Consider the following 18109-nt stretch of genomic DNA (forward strand, 5'->3'; position numbering starts at 1 on the left):
CCGGTGTGACTGGAAATTTCGCTAATTAACGGCCAAAATCGCCATGTGTAGCACTTCAGGACAGGCCAGCCATCCTGAGTCCGTCTATCAGCTGGCGAGTATCGTCAGGGTTGCGATCCGGCACGAAACGCCAGACATCTTCCGTGCGAAAATCCGGAAAATTCTCGAGGACAACCGAGGCATAATGCGCTGCGGTGGCCTTGTCGCCGTTTTTGGCATGGGCTGCAGCGAGCAGACGCGAGGTCGCCGGCCGGTCCTTGACGCGGTCGAGCACCTCGATCGCCTTGGCGTAATTCTCCTGGACGAAATGAATGCCGCCCAGGTTCCAGTAGTAATAATCCGGCGGCAGCGGATTGAGCTTCAACGCGGCGTGGCTGAGTTCCAGCGCCCTGTCGCTTTGCCCGTCATGCAGAAGCGCATCCGCATGATCGGCCAGAATATCCGCGTCGTTCGGATTGAGCATCTGCGCTTCGGCGAAGAAATCGAGGCTATCGGCAAAGCGGCGGCGATAGAGCGCGACGAAGCCAAGCTCGCGCATGGCTCTTCCGCTGTTCGGATCGCTGTCGCGCGCCTGCCATGCCGACCGATCGGCCTCTTCCAGAAGTGCCGTGTCCTTCATGCCGCGAACGAGCCATTCCATGCCCAACACGCGAGCCATTCCGGCATGGGCGGAGGAGAAGCGGTCATGTCTCGATAGCGCCGACTTGAACCATTTGCGCGCCTGCCGGAGGTGCTGCAGATCGGTCTTCGATACGAGCCGCTTGCCCTCGAGATAGAGCCGATAGGCCGAGGGCGAGACATCGTGCATCATATCCGTCAGCTCGCGCCGCTCGATCGTATCGGCAAGCGTCATGACGATGCGCCGCGCCAATTGGCCGAAGGACTGGTTGACCTTCTGCATGGCAAGCGGCAGGTCGATCGCCCACAGCACTTCGGCGGTCGATGTCTTGGTCAGCCTGCAGGTCGCGTAGATCTCGTCCTCGCGGCCGTGGATCGTCACATAGACGGTGTAATCGAAACGCAATTCCGGCGGCATGGGCTGCAGTTCGCCGCTGGCGAGGCTGCGGTTTAGAATCTCGACGCTCGTATGCGCCGCAATGACCTTGAAGCCACGCTGCTGGCTGAGGCCGATCGTGACATCCTCGAGCAAAGCTCTGCCGACACGCTGCAGCAGCGGCTCTGATAGCATCGTTTCCGGTGGAAGAATGAGCACGCGCGGCTGGCCAACCGGGTCGGCGGTCGCGGGCCTAACGGCGGCGGCTTCCGACACGGCAGGTGCCGCCGGTGCAATGATGCCGAGCTCCAGCGCGAGCGCCTGGGTTGCCGCATCCGGCTCGGCGCCATACTCAGCCTTCAATTCGTTGCGGCAGCGGAAATAGGCTTGCCGCGCCGAGCCAAGATCGCCCGCCGTCGCATGCGCCTTCATCAGCGCGCGGCAGGCCGCCTCGTTCGCCGGATCCGTGGCCACAAGCAGCCCGGCCAGCAATACGGTATCGGCGAGTGTCAGCTTTTCGGGCGAATCAAGCAGCGTCATCAGATGCGCGTCGCGGCATTCGGCGACGCGGCGGCGCTCGATCGTGACCCACTCGTCCGCTTCCATCGTTGGCGCGCGGAAACCCTCAAGCAGCTCGCCCTGAAGTAAGGCCCAATCGGTTCGCGCCAGCGGATGCGTGGCGTCTCGCAGGAGCAGGACATCGGTCGCCCAGTGCTCGGCGTTTAGCATGATATGAGTGTTGGTGGCGGTGATCAGGCGGGGAAGCCCTTCCGGCACGCTGCGATCGATGCGGGCAAGGAGCTGCCGAAGGCTGCCGGCGCGCTGTTTCGACACATCGGACTGCCAGAGCATGCCCCGCAACGTCTCGCGCTCCATCGAGAACTGCGACGACGCAGCCACGAAGGCCAGGAGCGGATAGGCTTTTTCCGGAAGCACGATTTCGCCGTCATTGGCGAAAAGCGCGGGCTTTCCGAGCAAGCGAAGCAGGAGGCTGTGCTTAGCCACTGACACCAAGGGTAACTCGCGTTTGGATGATCCAACACAAGTATAGTGAAAAGAGACTATAACGCAAAAGGAATGCGGCCGTTCGGTTGAGTTTTTCAACCGTTAGACGATGGCGATCTCAAACAGGGTTTAGAAAAATCGGGATCGGCGGGAAGAAATCGCGACCATCGTCGCTCACCGTGCCAATGCGAGGCACATCAGCCGTGATCCAAAAGAAATGGCGCCGGTCTTTCGACCAGCGCCATCACAATCAATCAGGATTTGGCTTAAGCAGCAGCCGAAGCGAAACCAGCCGTCGGAACTTCCGAGATCGTCTTCAGAACCTGGGAAGCGATCTGGTAAGGGCAACCCTGCGAGTTCGGGCGGCGGTCTTCCAGGTAACCCTTGTAGTCGTTCTTTACGAAGGAGTGCGGAACGCGGATCGAAGCGCCACGGTCGGCAACGCCGTAGGAGAACTTGTTCCACGGAGCAGTTTCGTGCTTGCCGGTCAGACGCTTGTCGTTGTCAGGACCGTAGACAGCGATATGAGCTTCCAGGTTCTTGTCGAACTGGGCCATCAGAGCTTCGAAGTAGGCCTTGCCGCCAACTTCGCGCATGAACTTGGTCGAGAAGTTGCAATGCATGCCCGAACCGTTCCAGTCGGTGTCGCCGAGCGGCTTGCAATGATATTCGATGTCGATGCCGTACTTTTCAGTCAGGCGCTGCAGCAGGTAGCGTGCCATCCAGATCTGGTCGGCGGCGCGCTTCGAGCCCTTGCCGAAAATCTGGAATTCCCACTGGCCCTTGGCCACTTCGGCGTTGATGCCTTCGTGGTTGATGCCGGCAGCGAGGCAAAGGTCGAGATGCTCTTCGACGATTTCGCGTGCGATCGAGCCAACATTCGAGTAGCCAACGCCGGTGTAATAAGGACCCTGCGGAGCCGGGTAGCCCTGCTCCGGGAAGCCGAGCGGACGGCCGTTTTCGTAGAAGAAGTATTCCTGCTCGAAGCCGAACCATGCATCTTCGTCGTCGAGGATGGTTGCGCGGGCGTTGGAAGCATGCGGGGTAACGCCATCAGGCATCATGACTTCGCACATGACGAGTACGCCGTTGGTACGAGCCGGGTCCGGATAAACGGCGACGGGCTTCAGCACGCAATCGGAACTGCGGCCTTCGGCCTGCATCGTGGAGGAGCCATCGAAGCCCCAGAGCGGCAGCTGCTCGAGCGTCGGGAATTCTGCAAATTCCTTGACCTGCGTCTTGCCACGAAGGTTCGGTACCGGGGTGTATCCATCGAGCCAGATGTACTCGAGCTTATACTTGGTCATTTGCGAGTCTCTCAAAACAAAGGTGTCAGCAGGTCCCAAGGACGCGGAAGCCGAGGCTGCCTTGCCCGTGGAGGGATGCCAAAGAGTATGCATGTAGCGTGCCAGTTCGCGACGAGGGGTGAAATGACCACGCGGAAGGGCGCCTTTAAAGTGCTGTTCAGGCAGGCACTCATCAATCGCAGCAGGCACTGAAGTGCCAGTGGACTCAAGCGGTTACGCTGCCTATTGATCGAACACTCCGCTGGAAAAAGATGAATAAGACGGCGGTCGATTTTTTCCGCACAGCGGCCAAAATGATCATTTATTGTGCAATTGCATATTTTATGTATTCTGTAAATTTCTGATATAAAGCTGTTCAAATCGCGATTGCCCACGATTCAAACATTTGTTGCACTTTTTTCAATCAAATAGCGCATTCTCTGTGCAACTGTGTTATTGTCCCTCTTAACGCTTTAGGGCGGACTCAATTTGGAGGCATGACATGGTTACTGGTGTGCATCACGAGTCGGCAACGATTTACGCTTTCCCGACGAAGCGCTTCGCTTCATCGGCGCTTCGTCAGAAGGTTGACCTGGAAAAAGATCTGGAACCCTGCGTCTACGACAGCTGCTGGTACCACGAAGACGCCATAAAAGAGGAAGAAGCCTCAGCCCAGCCGCGCTTTATCCCGCGTTTTGTGGACTGACGCCTTTTTTTGTCGACGAGGCTTGGTGCGCGCTGTTTGCATCGGCATCTAACGTGATTGCACGCGGCTCCGCCTTGGCGGGGTTGCGTATATTGAGCGTACGCGTCATGACGGGCCTGCGAATTTAATTGCGGGCGTATGTATGTCGAACAAAGAGGTAGCCATCATCGGCGGCGGGCCGGCGGGGCTTATGGCGGCAGAGATTTTGTCTTCAGCCGGGCATAGGGTCACGGTCTACGAGGCTATGCCGACGGTCGCGCGCAAGTTTCTGCTTGCCGGAAAATCCGGTCTCAACATCACTCATTCGGAAGACTATCAACGCTTTGCGACGCGCTTCGGCACCGCCAACGGGCGCCTGCGCGACGCGCTCGACGCCTTTTGCCCTGACGATATCAGGCAATGGGCCGCCGATCTGGAGACCGAGACCTTCGTCGGGACCTCCGGACGCGTCTTTCCCGTGGCGATGAAGGCATCGCCTTTGTTGCGCGCGTGGATCAGGCGGCTGGACGCGCAGGGGGTTACAATCCGGACCCGGCACCGCTGGCAGGGCTTTTCCGACGGTGGCTATCTGTTCCAGACGCCCGAAGGCGACCTCGTCGTGCAGCCCGATGCCACCCTGCTCGCACTCGGCGGCCAGAGCTGGCCGCGGCTTGGCTCGGACGGTCGCTGGGTCAATTGGTTGCGAAATGAGGCCGTTCCGGTTCACGATTTCCAACCGGCCAATTGCGGCTTCGATGTCGACTGGAGCGCGGTGTTTCGCGAGCGCTTCGCCGGCGCTGCGGTCAAGTCCGTGGTGGCGACCTCGCCGGCGGGATCGACACAGGGCGAGTTTGTCGTTACCCAGCACGGCATAGAGGGAAGCCTGATTTACGCCCATGCAGCCGCATTGCGAGACGCGCTGGCATCTGGACAGCCTGCCGAGCTCATCGTCGACCTTATGCCCGGGCGTGCGCTGGAGCGGCTCGAACGCGATCTTGCGAAGCAGGACGCCAAGACGAGCTTCGCCAACCGGCTGCGCAAAGGCGCCGGCCTTGATGGCGTCAAGGCAAACCTCGTTCGCGAGTGCGGTGATGACGCCGATCTGCGTGACCCCGCTCGGCTGGCGCGGCTGATCAAGGCGTTGCCGATCCACGTCGTCGCCCCGCGCCCGATCACTGAAGCCATTTCATCGGCGGGCGGCGTCGCATGGGACGAGATCGACGAGCACTACATGCTGAAGCAGCGCCCCGGCCTGTTCGTCGCCGGTGAGATGATCGATTGGGAAGCCCCAACGGGTGGCTATCTGCTCACCGCGTGCTTCGCCACCGGTCGCGCCGCCGCGCGCGGCATTGCAGACTGGCTGCGGGCCTGATCAACCCGCGCTTCCAGTCACTTCTTTTTCCGCAACATGCTCATCCCCGTCCGGCCGCTTGATCCGGAACCAGGCGAGATAAAGCGCGGGCAGAAAGAGCAGCGTCAGCACCGTGCCGACGATGATGCCGCCCATCATGGCGTAGGCCATCGGCCCCCAGAACACCTCGCGTGAAATCGGGATGAGCGCAAGGCTCGCCGCCGCCGCCGTCAGCAGGATCGGACGCATTCGATGCTGCGTCGCCTCCCGCACCGCATCCCAGGGATGATGCCCCTCTCGCCTGAGTTCCTCCACCTGCACGACAAGGATCACCGAGTTGCGGATCAGGATGCCGATCAGGGCGAGGATGCCGAGGATCGCCACGAAGCCCATCGGCGCGCCGCTCGACAATAGCGCGATCACGACGCCGATCAGCGCCAGAGGCGCGACCGCGAAGACTAGAAACAGCCGAGAGAAGCTCTGAAGCTGGATCATCAGGATCGTCGCCATCGTAAACAGCATCATCGGCACCACGGCGGCGATCGGCGCCTGGCTCTTGGCGCTCTGTTCCACGCTGCCGCCCACCTCGACCGTAAAGCCCGTTGGCAGCTGCGCGGTGTAGGCATCGATATCCTTGGCCAGCTGATCGACAACCGTCGCCGGCTGCTTGTTGTCGATGACGGCGGCCTTGAGGGTGACGGTCGGCAGGCGGTCGCGGCGCCAGATTCGTGGCGGCTCGGTCTCGTAGCGGAAATTCGCGATCGCCGCCAAGGGAACGGAGTTGCCATTGCTGGTGCGCAGCTGCAGGTCGCGCAGGGTCTCGATCGACCGCCGCTCGGATGCCTGGGCGCGCGCCAGGACGGTGATCAGGTAGATGTCGTCGCGCACCTGCGTCACCGACGCACCACCAACGATGCCGTTCAACGCCGACGCGATATCCTCCGAGGTGACGCCGAGCTGGCGTGCCTTGTCCTGGAGAACATCGACCTTCACGACACGCTGCGGCTCGTTCCAGTCGTAAACCACATCGCCAAGCGACCGGTTCTGACTCATGACCGCGCCGAGTTCCAGCGCGCGCTGGCGGACCTGTTCGATGTCAGGACCGCTGAGACGATAGGCAACCGGGCGGCCGACGGGCGGGCCGATGTCGAGCAGCTTCACATAGGCATCGGTGCCGACGAAGGTCTTGGTAAGATATTCTTGAAGATCCACGCGAAGCTTGTCGCGCACTTCAAGGCTCTTGGTGATGATCACCACCTGGCCGAAAGACGGGCTCGCCGGCTGCACGTCGAAAGACAGAACGAAGCGTTGCGCGCCCTGCCCGACATAGGTGGACCAGCGCTCGATATCGGGATTGCCCTGCAGCTTCTCCTTCTCGAACTGCGCCATCTGCTTGTCGGTTTCGCTGATCGAGGCGTTGTTGGGCAGCGCGAAATCGACGATCAACTCCAGTCGGTCGGACGACGGAAAGAACTGTTCCTGGACGAAGCGCATGCCGTAAACCGCGCAGGCAAAGGCGATCACCGTCAGCGCGATGGTGATCCAGCGGAACCGCATGCAGACATCGAGGATTTTCGCGAAGCCGTTTGCGAACCAGCCGCTCTTCTCCTCATGCCGCTTCATCGTCTTGGGCAGGATCGTCACCCCGAGCAAGGGCGCGAACACCACCGCCACGATCCACGACACGACCAGCGACACCGCGATGACCACAAAGAGCGAGAAGGTGAACTCGCCGGCCGCGCTGTTGTTGAGGCCGACAGGCATGAAGCTCGAGACGGTCACCAGGGTTCCCGTCAACATTGGGAAGGCCGTATGCGAATAGACGTAGGTCGCAGCCTTGGTGATCGGATCGCCGGCCTCCAGCCGCGCGACCATCATTTCCACGGCGATCATGGCGTCATCGACAAGCAAGCCGAGCGCGATGATCAGCGCGCCAAGCGAGATGCGCTGTAGTGAGATGCCGTCATATTCCATGAAGACAAAGGTGATCGCCAAGGTCAGCGGGATCGCAAAGGCGACGACCAGCCCCGCACGCCAGCCGAGACTGACGAAACTCACCAGGAGCACGATGATGATCGCTTCCGCCAGCGCCCGCGTGAACCCCGACACTGCCTCCTCGACGATGACGGGCTGGTCGGCCACGAGATGCGGTTCGATGCCGATCGGCAGCGTGGCATGCACCTTGCGCAATTCGGTCTGCAGCGCCTTGCCGAACTCGAGCAGATTGGCGCCCTGCTTCATGCCGATGGCGAGTGCGATTGCCGGCATGCCGTTGACCCGAAAGAGCGCGGTGGGTGGATCGGTGTAGCCGCGCGTGATGGTCGCGATATCACTCAGCCGGAAGAAGCGGTTGTTCACCTGCAGATTGACGCTGCGCAGGCTGTCTTCCGAGGTGAACTGGCCGCTGACACGCAGGCTGACGCGTTCGCCCTGCGCCTGCAGCACGCCCGATGGCGTGATCGCGTTCTGCGATTGCAGCGTGTTGAGCACATCCGCCTGGCTGATGCCAAGCGCGGCGAGCTGGCGCGTCGAGAATTCGAGGAAAATCACCTCGTCCTGGGCGCCGACCAGATCGACCTTCCCGACATTCGGAACGGTCAGGATGCTGCGGCGCACGCTCTCGACATAATCCCGCAGCTGGCGCTGCGTGAACCCATCGGCAGTGAAGGCGTAGATGTTGCCAAAGACGTCGCCAAAGCGATCGTTGAAGGTCGGCGCTTGCACGCCCGAGGGAAATTGCCCCTCGATATCGCTGATCATGTTGCGAACGTCGACCCAGATGCCCGGCACATCGCGCGCCTTGGTGGAGTCCTTGAGATAGACGAAAACCGTCGTCTGGCCCGCGATCGTCAGCGAGTTGGTGTAGTCGAGCGAATCCAGCTCCTCGAGCTTGCGCTCGATCCGTTCGGTGACCTGCCGCGTGGTCTCCTCGGCGGACGCGCCGGGCCACTGCGTGGAGATCGTCATCGTCTTGATGGTGAAGTTCGGGTCTTCCTCGCGCCCGAGGTTCATGTAGGAGAAAATCCCCAGCAGCGCGAAGACGATCATGAAGTACCAGATCATCGACCGGTGTTCGAGCGCCCAGTCGGAGAGGTTGAACTTGTTCATGAGCGCGCCCCACCCTCGACCTTGATCTTCTGCCCCTCTTTCAGGCTATGGACGCCGGCGATGACGACGCGCGTCCCCGGCTCCAGACCCGAGACGACCTCGGGATGCGCCGACGTCTTGTCGCGCAGCTTCACCTCCTGCGATCGAACGGTTTCGGCCTTCTCATCCACGATCCACACCAGCGTCTTGCCGTCCTGATTGAGGACGGCCGAAGCCGGCAGGAACAGCTTTTTGATATCGCGGGCCTGCCGGATCGCCGTGATCGTTGTTCCTATCCTGAAGGCGTCGGGCGGGTTATGCAGCGCGATCTTGACGCGGCGCGTGCGGGTCGCGGCATCGGCGGCCGGCGCCACCTCGCGCACGACACCCGCCGATGTGATCGACGGATTGATCTGCAGCAGGATGGAATAGGCATCCCCTATCGCGGGGATCAGTTCGCCCTCGGGAATGTCGATGACCGCATCACGCTCACCTGGCATGGCGACCGTCAGCACGGATTCGCCGGCCGATACCACCTGCCCCACCTCGACGGAGGTGGCGGTTACGACCCCGTCGAAGGTCGCGAGAAGCTGCGCGTAGGAAAGATCCTCGTTCGACTTGTCGAGCGCGGTCTGTGCCTGCACCACGGCCGATTGCGCGGTCTGGGTTGCCTGCACGCTGCTCTCAAGGCTGGACTTGGTGGCCGTTCCGCCTTGGAAAATCGCGCGGGCGCGCTCCTCGGAGGACCTTGCATTGGCGAGCTGCGCCTGCGCATTGGCAAGCTCAGCCTGCGCCGATCTGACTGCAAGCTCCAGCGAGGTCGGTTCAAGCGACGCCAGGAGCTCGCCCTTGGTCACGACATCGCCCGCATTCACATCGCGCGCCACCATCAGGCCGCCGACGCGAAAGCCGAGCGGCGTCTCCGTCTTCGGCGCAACCGTTCCGGCGAAGCTCGGGGTCGGCAAGTTCGAGAGCTCGATGATGCTCGACAGGACTGGCCGTATCGGGGAAGCGGTCTCCTTTTCTTCGCTGCACGCGCTGAGCGCGATGATCATCGGGATAACAAGAAGCTTGGGGATAGAAGACCGCCGCATCAGCTCTGCCCTCCTTCGACCGTCACCTTCTGGCCCGGTCGCAGCATCTTGCCACCATCGGTGACGACCATTTCGCCGACATCAAGCCCGCCCGATATGATCACACGGCCGGTCTCGTAGGTCGCGACTTTGACCGGCTTCAGGCTGACGGTTTCATCCTTCGGGTCTATCACCCACACCGCCGGTTTGCCGTCGATGGCAAACAATGCCGTCCAGGGCAGGATGATCATCTTCGTCGGCGCCGATTGAGCAAAGCCCGTCACCGGCGCGCCCAGCGTCATCCTCGCAGGCGTCTCCTCAAGCGTGATCTTGACGCGCACGGTGCCGGTGGACGTATCGATCGTCGGCGAGATCTCGGTGACCTTGCCGAACGCCGTGACGCTGGGATCGCTGACGAGTGCTACCTCGATCCTCGGCGTATCGGGCCTCGACTGCAGCAGCGTCTCGTAGATGTAAAACACCGCGTCGCGCGGCCCGTCCTGCGCCAGGGTGAATGCGGTCTGCGCCGCCTGCATCACCTGCCCTACTTCGACGTTACGAGCAGTGATGATGCCATCGGCATCCGTTCTCAGCTCTGTATAGCCGAGCGCATCCTTGGTGGTGCCGAGTTGCGCCTTGGCGTTATCGAGCGAACCCTTCGATGTATCAAGCGCCGTTGCCGCCTGATCGTAGGATTCCTTGGAGATCGACCCGCTGGCGAGCAGCGTCTTGCGCCGCTCGAACTCCGAGGTCGCCTGCTCGACGTCGGCCTGCGCGGCGACGAGCGCGGCCTGCGCGGCCTCGACATCGGCCTTCTGCTGCTGTGGATCGACCCGCGCGATCACCTGTCCGGCGGTCACATGCGCGCCGACATCGGCGGTCCACTCGGTCACCTTGCCGCTTACGCGGAACGAGAGATTGGATTCGATATGGGCGGCGATCGCACCGGTGAGCTTGATGCTGTAGCGGAAATCCTGAAGCGCGACTGGTTCGGCACGAACAGGAATGGTCAGTTCGGCGGGCTCGCCGCCCTCTCTTTGGCAGGATACGAACGAAAGGCATAAAAGAAGCAGGCTGAACGTCTTGATGTGCATCTTAGGAGTTCCCCCGAATTCCAAAACTGACACAAGCTGAGTAGGCCTTAAAGGCGCTGCAGACCCGTCGGCGGATGGCCTAAGGCTACAGCATGAAATCACTCCTAAAAATCTTATCTCCGCCGCGAACGCGCGAGTATAGACATCATGCCGTCACTGCTTCACGAAAAGGCGGTATGCGATCGGTATTAGCTGAACGCAACTCGGCCTTGAAGCAAATCGAGTGTAGCGCACTTCCGCAAAGATGCAATTAAGCGCAGGTTTTCGCTACCAAAGCGCGACCAAACATCGCGGGGACACGCCCATGGCATAAACCTCGACTACTTGCGCGGCTGGAAGGTGTGCTCGGCGCCCGGAAACCGGCCGGCGCGGACGTCCTCCGCATAGGTCTCCACCGCTTGCGACACCAGCGGACCCAGCTCGGCGAAGCGCTTGACGAAGCGCGGCTTGAAATCGCTGAACAGGCCCAGCATGTCGTCCGACACCAGCACCTGGCCATCGCAGGCGACCGACGCACCGATGCCGATAGTGGGGATAGACAGAGATGCCGTGATCTCGCGCGCCAGTGGCTCGACAGTTCCCTCGATGACGACGGCAAAGGCGCCGGCATCGGCGACCGCCGCCGCATCGCGGCGGATCTTCGTCGCCTCCTGCTCGGAATGCCCCAGCGAGCGGAAACCGCCCGCCGTGTTGACCAACTGCGGCATCAGGCCAACATGAGCGAAGACTGGCACGCCGCGCGATGTCAGGAAAGCGATTGTCTCGGCCATCTCCTCTCCACCCTCGAGCTTGACCCCGTCGCAGCCCGTTTCCTGCAGGATGCGGACAGCGTTTCGGTAGGCCTGCTCCTTGGATTCCTGGTAGCTGCCGAATGGCAGATCGACGATCACGCAGGCATGCGACACGCCGCGCATGACGGCGCGGCCATGGGCGATCATCATGTCGAGCGTGACGCCGACCGTCGTCTCCATGCCGTAAAGCACCATGCCCAGGGAATCGCCAACCAAAAGCAGATCGCAATGCGGGTCCAGCAGGCGAGCGATGGGTGTCGTATAAGCGGTGAGGCAGACGACGCGATCACCGCCCTTCATCGAGCGGATCGAGGCCGTGGTCAGTCGCTTCTGCTTGCCCTGCGCGCTCATCAAGCAGCCCTCGACTGTGCCGCCAGGCCGATGACGCGGTTATCGAGCAGGCGCGTGCTTCCGATCCGCACGAAAAGCGCCACGAGCGCCGGCGCCGATTGCAGCGAGGTCAGCGGTTCCAGCGTTTCGGGATGCCTGACGGCGACAACCTCGGCACTCGCGAGCGGTTCGGATGCGACAAATCGGGTCAATGCGGCTTCCAGTTCCACGGGATCATCGCAGCCCTCGGCATAGAGCCGGGCCGCTTCGTCGAGCGTCCGCGGCACGATGACGGCAGCGGCGCGCTCCGTCTCGCTCAAGTAGACATTTCTGGAAGAGCAGGCCAGCCCATCGGCTTCGCGCACCGTAGGCACCGCGACCACGTCGACCGGCTGCGCGAGATCCTCGACCATCCGCTTGATCAGCACCACCTGCTGATAATCCTTCTCGCCGAAATAGGCGGCATGCGGCTGGACGATATTGAAGAGCTTGGTGACGACAGTGGCGACACCGGCAAAATGTCCCGGACGGACCTCGCCCTCAAGCTGCCGGCCAATCTCCGGCACATCGACAACTGTCAGCATCGGGCGCGGACACATGTCCGTCACCTCCGGCGCGAACAGAAAGTCGACGCCGGCATTCTTGAGAAGCGCAGAATCCCGCTCGAGATCGCGCGGATAGCGGGCCAGATCCTCGTTGGCGCCGAACTGCAGCGGATTGACGAAAATCGACACCACGGTCACGTCGTTTGCAGCCTTGGAGCGAGAGACGAGCTCCATGTGACCGACATGCAGAAAGCCCATGGTCGGCACCAGGCCTATCTTCTTGCCCTCACGCCGATAGATCTCCAGGCACGCCCTAAGATCCGCTATCGATTTGATAATACGCACGAAACCGTCCTCCGAAGCTCTCCGCCAGCGGGGCTGGCGCAAGAAGGTGGCGGATAGAACTCGATTTGACTGACAGCGTCAACGCAAGCGGCGCCATTATATCGATTAAGCTTCATTGCGACATGCGATTTTCCTATTGCTTTGATTTCCGCGCGGAAAAGGACGTGGCAAGCACGTGCGCCCAATCAAACTGTGGACAGACGGTGGATGCCTTCAGGCAATCCGGGCCTTCACGCAAACTTATGCATTCTTTTGTCCAAACTCTGCCCCAGTGATGGTAGAAGAACGGCATTGATAGACGAATGCCCTTCACGGGTGTCACGACGATGTCCGACAGCAGCGGAGGGACAGTGACCAATCCATACGAGATTCTCGGTGTCCGCAGGGACGCGAGCGATGACCAGATCAAGTCGGCCTACCGCAGGCGCGCGAAGACGACGCATCCGGATTCCGGTGGCGATCCCAGTGCCTTCGGGCGGGTGCAGAAGGCCTATGAACTGCTGCTCGATCCCGTTCGCCGCAAGGTGTTCGACGATACCGGCTATGACGTCGAACTCGCCGATCCCGTCGATCTGCAGGCGCTGATTGTGATCGAGAAGCTCGTCAATGAATTGACGCTGGATGAGCGTGAGCCCGGCACCTTCGATCCGCTCGCGCGCATGCGCGACGATCTCTCCGAGGACATGCGCAAGGCGCGCTTTTCCAAGCGCGAACTCGAGCGCCACGCCGCGCGTATCGAGCATCACCTGGAACGCCTGGAAAAGCGCCCTTCGACCGATATTCTCGGCTCGATGCTGCGCGCCCGCGTTAAGGCGATCGCCTCGGCGATCAGCGAGACCGAGGCCAAGATCAAGGCCAGCGAACGCGCCTGCGAGATGCTTTACGACTATGCCTATGAAGTGGACGTCAGCGAAAACGAAGACGGCCTCCTCACAGAAGAGGAAGCCGCTCCAACCATTGCCGCGCCACGGCGCGAAGATCGGCCGCTCTGGGTCGTGCCTGCCGCAGCCCAGGAGGGCTGAAGCAGGGTTTCAACTCGATAGATATCAGGCTGCGCGCTGTTCGGTGCCCTGGATAGCTGCAAGCTTCCAGTCGGTGCCGGATTTGCGCACGAAGGTCCAGACCTCGGTGCTCTCGGTCGGCGAGCGCGTGTCGCCGCTGACCACCCGGCCGCCATCGCGCTCGATGACAGCGTCGATGGACTGATAGCGCATGGCGAGCGTCGCGTAGTCAGAACCATCTTCACGCCAGGCTTCGGCGACATCGCCCTGCAGCAGCTTGACGTCGCTGACCTGATTGCGAACGCCGTTGGTGGCGTTTTCGCCCAGTTCCTCGGCGAGATAGGACATGGCTTCCGGCGTCGTCAGCTTGCGAAGCGTGCCGTAATCCTCGGCGCCATAGGCGGTCTGAACTTCGGTGAGAAGCTGCTCGAACCGGTCGAGGTCATCAGGCTTGATGCCGATTTCATCGCTCGGCTGATCGTTGCGCGGCGGCTGCGGAGCGGCATTCGAGCCGCCAAGGCCAAAGCCGGCCACGCCCGAACCGATGCTCGGGATACGGAAGGACGAGTTGCCGTTCGATGCCATCGGGCTGACGCCGCTCGGACGCGCCGAGCCATAGGCCGGCTGCTGGCTGCGATTGGCGAAGAAACGCACGGCGAGCATGATGGCGCCGGCGATCAGAGCGAACTGCAGGAGCATGCCGAGGAAGCCGAAGCCGCCGCCGAACCCGTGACCGAGCAGCATGCCGAGGAGGCCGCCGGCGACGAGACCGCCGATCATCGACCGGCCAAAGCCGCCAAACAGGCCACCACGCTGCTGAGCACCACCCATGGCCGGCTGCGTCGCGGCGCCAGGCGCGTTGGTTTCCGGGCGCTGGCTCATCGAACGATCCATAGGGGCGGCAGGGGCCGGCGCGGTGCGGGTGACCGGCGGCGCCTGGAACGTACGCGTGCCGCGGCTGCCGAAACCGGAGCTTCCTGCCCGCCGCGCATCCGCATCCCCGATGGACGCAAATACGGTAACGCCTGTCAGGGCGGCAATCGCCGCAACCTTGGCAAAACGTGAAACGGCACGAGGCATCTAAAGTCTCCCATATGGCAACAGTTGAGTTTCGACCCCTTATATAGGTTTCTTTTTCTGCGTTTTAAGCTTTGCGTTGAATCTGGTTCAATTGTTCGTGTGTCGGCCTACTGGCAGACGTCAACCCACGTCGCCTTGGTCAGCTCCGCCAGGCGATCCGTCGCGATCCGGACAGCCGAATTGGTCGATCCCGCAGCGGGCACCACCACGTCGAATTGCTTGAGGGAAACGTCACAATAAATGCGCAAAGGCGAAGGAAGCCCGAACGGGCAGACGCCGCCAACAGGGTGGCTGGTCGCCTCGACGACCTCCTCGGCATTCAGCAGCCGCGCCTTGGTGCCGAACGTGTCCTTGAACTTGCGATTGTCGAGCCGCGCCAGACCGCCGGCAACCACGAGGATCGGCGCGTCATCTAGCCGCAGGCAGATCGTCTTGGCGATCTGCGCCGGATCGACCCCATGCGCTTCGGCTGCCTGCGCGACGGTCGCGGAGCTCATTTCGGTTTCGATGATGTCGATATCGGGAGCGGATGCGCTGAGGAATGCGCGGACGGTCTCTAGGCTCATGGGCAACAATCATCCTTGATGGGAGTATTGGAAAGCGTGTCACGCCAGCTCGGTCTGGGGTTGCCTTTGCGTGCTGGTCTCGATCAGCCGCACATCGTTCTCAAGACAGAACTGCCGCACGGATGGAACCGGGCAACGATCAGTAATGAAGGTGTGCACCTGGGAAAGCTGGGCAATCCTGACCGGCGCGGTGCGCTCGAACTTGGTGGAATCGGCGACAAGGATGACATGGCGGGCATTGGCGATGATCGCCTGCGCCACCTTCACCTCGCGGAAATCATAATCGAGAAGCGCGCCGTCCTCATCGAGCGCGGAGGCGCCGATCACGGCATAATCAACCTTGAACTGCCGGATGAAATCGACCGCCGCCTCGCCGACGATGCCGCCATCGGCGCTGCGCACGACACCGCCGGCAATCACCACCTCGATGGCCGGCAGAAGCCTCAGCCGGTTGGCGACGTTGATGTTGTTGGTGATTACCATCAGCTCGTGATGATTGACGAGGGCCTCGCCGACCGCCTCGGTTGTCGTGCCGATATTGATGAACAGCGACGCATTGTTGGGAATGAGGCTGGCAGCGGCCAGGCCGATTGCCTGCTTTTCGCTCGACGCGATCTGACGTCGCGCCTCGTATTTGACGTTCTCGGTTCCACTCGGGAAGACCGCGCCACCATGCACCCGGGTCAGGATCTGAGCGTCGCAGATGTCGTTGAGATCCTTGCGAATGGTCTGCGGCGTCACGGAAAAATGCGCTGCCAGGTCCTCGACGAATATCCGGCCTTTCGACTTGGCCATATCGACGATTTCGGTTTGACGGTCGCTCAGGAACATTGTGCGAGTGCTTTCGCTTCAGTTTCGTTTTCTGCCCGAATACCCATAACAGAGCCGAAGCCGGCACGCAAAATGCGGTGATGACTTTCATTTATGACAAAAATTCGCGGCTCGGGTCACTTTACTGTGTATCGACGCGCCGGTGGTGCCGGGCTAGTGAAGCGCCGCGTCCCAGCCCTGCGGCGGACCACGCAATGCCTCCCAAGGCTCTTCCGCGATCGGCAGCTTGTCCGAGGACAAAGCACGGCCGATCGCGGTCGAAATTTCCCCTCAAAACCACCCAGATATCGGCCCGGAAAACAGCATCCGGCCTGCGATAGTTGTCGCATTCGCGAGCGCGAAATATACTTCGCCACGCATCATTAAAGTCCTGTAATAAATGACGAAAACGTAACAATTACCTAATCTATATTTAATTTGAAAATACAGTTCGGCCGGCAGATATGTATCTCACGCGTCTATTACTGGTGAAAGCCATCACGCGATCGAGCAACACATCCAAAGGACAGACATCATGTCGAACATCCTCAATCGCCGCCGGTCAGCAGCCCTTCTCGGTGCGGCAATCATCGTTGGCGCGGCCTCGCTTCCTTATGCGTTCGAAACGTCATCGGCCGTAGCGTCGCCGGCGTCAGTCGCCACCTCCCCCAACGGCAGTGGTTCGTTTGCCGATGTCGTCGATGCCGACAAGCCGGCGGTCGTGACCATCGTCACGACGATGAAGGCATCGGGCGCCTACGACGGCACCGACAATTCCGAGATGCAGCAGCAGTTCAAGCAGTTCTTCGAACAGCAGGGCATTCCGGTCCCGCATCAGGCACCGCAAGCGGGTGAGCATGCGCAGGCCCTCGGCTCCGGCTTCATCGTCAGCCCGGACGGCTACATCGTAACCAACAACCACGTCATCGCCAACGCCACCGATATCAAGGTAACGCTCGACGACGGGACAGAACTGCCAGGCAAGCTGATCGGCGCCGACGCCAAGGCCGATCTCGCCGTGGTGAAGATCGAGGCGCCGAAAGCGTTGCCGACCATCGCCTGGGGCGATTCCGGCAAGCTCAAGCTCGGCGACCAGATTCTGGCGATCGGCAACCCCTTCGGCATCGGTACGACGGTGACGGCGGGCATCGTCTCGGCGCGCGGCCGGGATCTGCACAGCGGCCCTTATGACGACTTCATCCAGATCGATGCGCCGATCAACCACGGCAATTCGGGTGGCCCGCTCGTCGATCGCGACGGTCATGTCGTCGGCATCAACACCGCGATCTATTCTCCGAACGGCGGCAGCGTCGGCGTCGGCTTCGCGATCCCGTCCGATGAAGCCAAGACGATCGTCGCCAAGCTGCAGAAGAACGGCTCCATCGAGCACGGCTATCTCGGCGTTCAGATTCAGGGCGTCACCCAGGATGTCGCCGATGCGATCGGCCTTGCCAAGCCGCAAGGCGCGCTGGTCGCCGATGTCTCGGAAGGCTCGCCCGCGGCCAAGGCCGGCCTCAAGGCCGGCGACGTTGTCACCAACGTCGGAAGCGACAGCGTGACATCGCCGAAGGATCTCTCGCGCCTCGTGGCCGACCTCTCGCCCGGCGACAAGCAGACCGTAACAGTCTGGCGCGGCGGCAAGAGCGTCGAGCTCAAGGTTGCGATCGGCGGAGGCGATGACGGACAGCAGCTTGCAAGCGCCGGCGGCGCTGAAAAGCATGCGCAGAGCGGACCGAGGATCGGCGTCGCACTTGCCGATCTCACCCCCGATATCCGCGCCCAGCTTGGCCTGTCGCAGAAGGTCGAAGGCGCTGTCATCGCCAACGTGGCGCCGGACAAGCCCGCCGCAAAGGCCGGCCTGCAGACCGGAGACATCATCCTGTCGGTGAACGACAAGACCGTTCACGACGCGAGCGAAGCTAAGAACGCGGTGGCGGATGCAGCAAAGACCGAGAAGAAGTCCGTGCTGCTCCTCGTACAGCGAGGCGGCAACAAGACCTTCGTGGCTGTTCCCTTCGCTGCGGCCTAGCGTTCGGAAGGACCGGCGTCACCACACGCCGGTCCTT

General features: G+C 61.6%; 14 protein-coding genes. 4 read left to right on the forward strand and 10 right to left on the reverse strand.

All coding sequences use genetic code 11. The annotated features are described in order from the left end of the window. Window positions 1-55: 55 nt before the first annotated feature. On the reverse strand, window positions 56-2005 hold the full coding sequence (locus ACCD05_RS04015) for a BTAD domain-containing putative transcriptional regulator (RefSeq protein ID WP_413391240.1): 1950 nt from the start codon (window positions 2003-2005) through the stop codon (window positions 56-58). 260 nt (window positions 2006-2265) lie between these two features. After that, complete coding sequence (locus ACCD05_RS04020; RefSeq protein WP_111560694.1) at window positions 2266-3306, reverse strand: glutamine synthetase beta-grasp domain-containing protein; 1041 nt, start codon at window positions 3304-3306, stop codon at window positions 2266-2268. Between the two features lie 481 nt (window positions 3307-3787). Between ACCD05_RS04020 and ACCD05_RS04025 the strand changes: the two genes are divergently transcribed. Next, a complete protein-coding gene (locus ACCD05_RS04025; RefSeq protein ID WP_112436564.1) occupies window positions 3788-3991 on the forward strand; it encodes a DUF2735 domain-containing protein in 204 nt (67 codons plus the stop codon). Between the two features lie 142 nt (window positions 3992-4133). Continuing rightward, on the forward strand, window positions 4134-5342 hold the full coding sequence (locus tag ACCD05_RS04030) for a TIGR03862 family flavoprotein (RefSeq protein ID WP_112436565.1): 1209 nt from the start codon (window positions 4134-4136) through the stop codon (window positions 5340-5342). Here the strand turns inward: ACCD05_RS04030 and ACCD05_RS04035 are convergent, their stop codons facing one another. The 5 genes from ACCD05_RS04035 to panC all read right to left on the reverse strand — a co-directional run bounded on the left by ACCD05_RS04035 (window position 5343) and on the right by panC (window position 12586). Next, complete coding sequence (locus tag ACCD05_RS04035) at window positions 5343-8429, reverse strand: efflux RND transporter permease subunit (protein WP_112436566.1); 3087 nt, start codon at window positions 8427-8429, stop codon at window positions 5343-5345. Next, window positions 8426-9502, reverse strand: a complete 1077-nt coding sequence (locus ACCD05_RS04040) for an efflux RND transporter periplasmic adaptor subunit (RefSeq protein ID WP_112436567.1) — start codon at window positions 9500-9502, stop codon at window positions 8426-8428. The genes ACCD05_RS04035 and ACCD05_RS04040 overlap by 4 nt, the downstream gene beginning before the upstream one ends. Continuing rightward, window positions 9502-10575 (reverse strand): efflux RND transporter periplasmic adaptor subunit, encoded by a 1074-nt coding sequence (locus tag ACCD05_RS04045; protein WP_112436568.1) that lies wholly within the window; start codon window positions 10573-10575, stop codon window positions 9502-9504. Before ACCD05_RS04045 ends, ACCD05_RS04040 begins: the two co-directional genes overlap by 1 nt. Window positions 10576-10895: 320 nt before the next feature. After that, the gene (panB, locus tag ACCD05_RS04050) at window positions 10896-11717 is read right to left on the reverse strand and encodes a 3-methyl-2-oxobutanoate hydroxymethyltransferase (RefSeq protein WP_112436569.1); all 822 of its coding nucleotides are present in this window, start codon (window positions 11715-11717) and stop codon (window positions 10896-10898) included. Then, the gene (gene panC / locus ACCD05_RS04055; RefSeq protein WP_112436570.1) at window positions 11717-12586 is read right to left on the reverse strand and encodes a pantoate--beta-alanine ligase; all 870 of its coding nucleotides are present in this window, start codon (window positions 12584-12586) and stop codon (window positions 11717-11719) included. The genes panB and panC overlap by 1 nt, the downstream gene beginning before the upstream one ends. Window positions 12587-12936: 350 nt before the next feature. Here panC and ACCD05_RS04060 point away from each other — a divergent pair, with 350 nt between their 5' ends. Next, window positions 12937-13608: a J domain-containing protein gene (locus tag ACCD05_RS04060; RefSeq protein ID WP_112436634.1), complete on the forward strand. Its 672-nt coding sequence runs from the start codon at window positions 12937-12939 to the stop codon at window positions 13606-13608. Window positions 13609-13632: 24 nt separating this feature from the next. Here ACCD05_RS04060 and ACCD05_RS04065 read toward each other — a convergent pair whose 3' ends face one another. From ACCD05_RS04065 to ACCD05_RS04075, 3 genes are all read right to left on the reverse strand, one after another. After that, the gene (locus ACCD05_RS04065; protein WP_413391200.1) at window positions 13633-14667 is read right to left on the reverse strand and encodes a Tim44 domain-containing protein; all 1035 of its coding nucleotides are present in this window, start codon (window positions 14665-14667) and stop codon (window positions 13633-13635) included. A gap of 107 nt (window positions 14668-14774) precedes the next feature. Next, window positions 14775-15233: a YbaK/EbsC family protein gene (locus tag ACCD05_RS04070; RefSeq protein ID WP_112436572.1), complete on the reverse strand. Its 459-nt coding sequence runs from the start codon at window positions 15231-15233 to the stop codon at window positions 14775-14777. A gap of 39 nt (window positions 15234-15272) precedes the next feature. Next, entirely contained in the window at window positions 15273-16064 is a 792-nt protein-coding gene (locus ACCD05_RS04075) for a DeoR/GlpR family DNA-binding transcription regulator (protein ID WP_112436573.1), read from the reverse strand. Between the two features lie 514 nt (window positions 16065-16578). Here ACCD05_RS04075 and ACCD05_RS04080 point away from each other — a divergent pair. Continuing rightward, the gene (locus ACCD05_RS04080) at window positions 16579-18072 is read left to right on the forward strand and encodes a Do family serine endopeptidase (protein ID WP_112436574.1); all 1494 of its coding nucleotides are present in this window, start codon (window positions 16579-16581) and stop codon (window positions 18070-18072) included. Window positions 18073-18109: the final 37 nt, after the last annotated feature.

Source organism: Rhizobium sp. Rhizsp42 (assembly GCF_047304155.1).
Lineage (GTDB): Bacteria > Pseudomonadota > Alphaproteobacteria > Rhizobiales > Rhizobiaceae > Rhizobium.